This is a genomic window from Synechococcus sp. R6-7 (genome assembly GCF_047461695.1).
Lineage (GTDB): Bacteria > Cyanobacteriota > Cyanobacteriia > Thermostichales > Thermostichaceae > Thermostichus.
Genome location: NZ_JANSHS010000281.1, coordinates 1 through 1858, shown reverse-complemented (window position 1 = coordinate 1858; position 1858 = coordinate 1). Strand labels below are relative to the sequence as shown.

Below are 1858 nucleotides of genomic sequence, written 5' to 3'. Positions count from 1 at the left end.
AGCTTATTATTGACTAGAGTCATGCTCTCATCACTTTGTAGCCTGTTTAACTTGAGCGCGAGCCTGCTTCACCATGGCAATTAAGGTTTGATGGGCGTCCTCGGAGTCCCGCAGGGGGTGGTCGAAGCGGATCCGCAGCGTTTGTACGGCCCCGTCGACCTGCACCCGCAAGTCCATCCCTTCCGGGTCAATGGCCTGCATGCGGGCTTGGGTAACTCCTTCCACCTGGCCAAAGACCCTGGCGTAGAGGGCTATTGCATCGGCATGATCTTCGTTCATGTGCTTGCAGATGCGCTCGCTAACTTGGGGGGTGAGAGGATCGCCCATGGCAGTTGTTTTTAGCTTACAGCCCTCAGTTTAAAGCTCCCGCCAGTCCACAGTAAACTACCCAACCCTACCCCTGGCCAGTACAATAATGCGGCTAACCCAGCGTTAAAAGCGGCGCTCCCGGATAGGCAGCCGTTTAGGTTTCAGAATAAAAAGGCAGGGATCCCTTCCCCTCCATCCCAGAGAACACCAGGGATCCAGGGGATCAAGCTTGTCCTTGGGCCTGTAGCTCCAACAGCTCATCTGCCATATCCAAAAAAGCCTCCCGATCCAGATAGGAGACATCTCCCACCCACTCCCCCAGCTTGACCACATAGACCTCGCTCAAGGTGGGCCGGCGCTGCAAATCGCGGGAATAGGCTTTCACCAACCCGAGCACCGATTGCTTTTTGACAATTCGCCTGTAGCGGGGATCGTCCTTGGCCCGCACACGATAGACGACTCCGGTCTCATCGCCAATTTCCATCTCAAACTGGCGCTCCCGCACCTCTTCAATGTAGAAGTTGCCATCTTCATCCAGCTTTTCTCGCTCTTCCACCACCACCTCGTAGCGGCGAGTGCGCAACACCTGCCCAAAAAACAATCCCCCATAGGGAATCTCGCGAAAGGCTAGCTGACGGCGGGAGATGGTATAGAGCGGCCCCCACAGGAAGGGATAGAGCAACGAGAGAATCCCGACCAGGAAGGCGATTGCCCCCAGAAAGGATCCCTCGCCGAAAGCGCGAGAGAGAACCAGCAACGCCACACCCACCAAAATGGCCGTGATGATGCGGCCCGTGCTCTTGAGGGCATCGCTCCAGTAAGCCGCATACTGAAGGCGCGTTGGCACCACCGGAATCACCGATTCGCATTCTTCTGGGGTTAGCTCCAACAACATGCTCCAAGGATCCTCACAATGCCACACTCCACCTGCAACGGGCCAGACCCTATCTTAAAATGAGGCAGGGGCGCTTCGCCGCCGGGCTTGTCTGCTGCCAGTTCTTGCACTTCCCATTTCCATGCTGACAGGATCCCATTGCTCCTCGACCGGCCAGACCATCAGACAGCAGGTGGCCCAGTTGGACGAGGGATCCCGTCGAGACAAGGCTTGGCTGGGGGATGCGGTGTTGAGCTTGTTTGCCCGGCAGTGGCTGCTTGGGCCACCTCAAGACTGGCAAGTGCCTTCCCCGCCCAGTTGTGACCTGAATCGCGCAGAACTCTTCACTTGGCTGACCTCCAACCAATTTTTGTCGGCCTTCAGGGATCCCACGCAGGTTGAGGCGGAAATCGGCCTATCTAGGGCGGCTTTGTGCTATGCTGCCTGCAGCGGCAGGGTAGTCAACCGCTCTAAAAACCCAACAGTCTCACGACTGGATGCAGCCTCAATAGGTTTTGTAGTTGTTGTTTGCAACGGTACCTAAGGGCATTGGGGAACCGCCCTGCACCCGCGTCAGCGGCGCGTAGCGCTTGGGGGAACGCCTGGGGAGATGAGCACCGCTGTCGTAGAGGGGCAACCCAACACGGTAAGTGCTGTCGCAGAACCAGGAACCAG

The 1858-nt window shown here is 57.3% G+C and carries 3 protein-coding genes; 1 reads left to right on the top strand and 2 read right to left on the bottom strand.

Features of this window, described 5'->3' with window-relative positions:
- Nucleotides 1–30 precede the first annotated feature (30 nt).
- The gene (locus NW815_RS08790) at nucleotides 31–327 is read right to left on the bottom strand and encodes a DUF2470 domain-containing protein (protein ID WP_011431796.1); all 297 of its coding nucleotides are present in this window, start codon (nucleotides 325–327) and stop codon (nucleotides 31–33) included.
- Nucleotides 328–532: 205 nt separating this feature from the next.
- Nucleotides 533–1204 (bottom strand): hypothetical protein, encoded by a 672-nt coding sequence (locus NW815_RS08785; protein ID WP_414355425.1) that lies wholly within the window; start codon nucleotides 1202–1204, stop codon nucleotides 533–535.
- A 121-nt stretch (nucleotides 1205–1325) separates the two neighbouring features.
- On the opposite strand from NW815_RS08785, the gene NW815_RS08780 reads away from it, so the two are divergent.
- Nucleotides 1326–1727 (top strand): hypothetical protein, encoded by a 402-nt coding sequence (locus NW815_RS08780; RefSeq protein WP_414389077.1) that lies wholly within the window; start codon nucleotides 1326–1328, stop codon nucleotides 1725–1727.
- The last annotated feature ends 131 nt before the right edge of the window (nucleotides 1728–1858 follow it).